The sequence below is a fragment of the Kitasatospora sp. NPDC054939 genome (assembly GCF_053610105.1).
The window spans coordinates 1-1,214 of the sequence record NZ_JBSGXP010000313.1 but is presented as its reverse complement, the minus strand read 5'-3'; the positions used below and the strand labels follow the sequence as shown (position 1 = coordinate 1,214).

The following is a 1,214-nucleotide window of genomic DNA, read 5'->3' as shown; positions in this document are numbered from 1 at the left end:
TACGGGAGTTGCACCGGATGGCAGGTGGCGAAGGTGGTGGTCTCGGTCGGGCCGTAGCCGTCCACGACCGTGGTCTGCGGGCAGGCCTCCTGCACGCGTCGCACGGCGGCACCCGAGACCGCCTCACCGCCCGTCCACACCTGCCGAACCGCGGCGAGCGCCGCCGGGGCCAGCTCCGCCACCACGTTGAACAGCGCACTCGTCAACCACAGCGCCGTCACCCGCCGTTCGACGAGCACCCGCTCCAGCGCAGGCACGTCCAGCTCCCCCGGCGGCGCCACCACCACCGCACCGCCGTTCAGCAGCGGCACCCACAGCTCGAACGTCGACGCATCGAAAGCCGCAGGGGAATGCAGCAGCACCCGCTCGAACCCGCCTGCCGCCCACCGCGGATCCAACGCCAGCGCCACCACATTGCGCTGGGTCACCACCACCCCCTTCGGCACCCCCGTCGACCCCGAGGTGTACATCACGTACGCCGCATCCCCCGGACCCACCGCGATCGCCGGCGGAGTCGGCGCGGGATCCGCCTGCGGGGACACCACCGTTGCGCCGAGGGGTCGTTCGCTGTCGGTGACGACCACGGACGCGGCGGTCTCCCGCAGTACCAGGCCGATCCGTTCCTCCGGCCAGCGGGTGTCCAGCGGCACGTACACCCCGCCCGCCTTGGCGATCGCCAGCACCGCCACCACCGAACCGGCCGACCGCTCCAGCAGCACCCCCACCCCGGCACCCGGCCCCACGCCGCGGGACACCAGCACCCGCGCCAGACCGTTCGCCCGCGCGTCCAACTCCGCGTACGTGAGCACCCTTTCCCCGTCGACGACGGCCGGCGCATCCGGCGCAGCCGCCACCCCGGCCTGGAACAGCGCGGCCAGGGACTCCGCGGGAAGGGGTACGGCGGTGTCGTTGCCGGTGTCGACGAGCCGGTGGCGCTCCTCGGCGGTGAGCACGTCGATCCGGCTCACCGGTCGGGCCGGGTCGGCGACGACGGCCTCCAGCAGCCGCACCCAGCGCTCGAACAACGCCGTGACGGTGGCCGGTTCGTACAGGTCGCCGGAGTACTCGACGGCGCCCTCGATACCGAGCAGTTCGCCGGCCTCGCCGCGCCGTTCGGCCAGGCTGAAGAACAGGTCGAACTTGGCGGTGCCGGTGCGTCCGGGCGCCACCTCGACGCGCAGGCCGGGCAGCTCGAAGACGCCCTCGGGGGCGTT

Annotated in this window: 1 protein-coding gene; it reads right to left on the bottom strand. The window is 73.5% G+C overall.

Annotated features, from left to right (window positions below):
- Positions 1 to 1,214: AMP-binding protein (locus ACWGB8_RS38600; RefSeq protein ID WP_452218311.1), on the bottom strand; the 1,214-nt coding region annotated here is incomplete at both ends.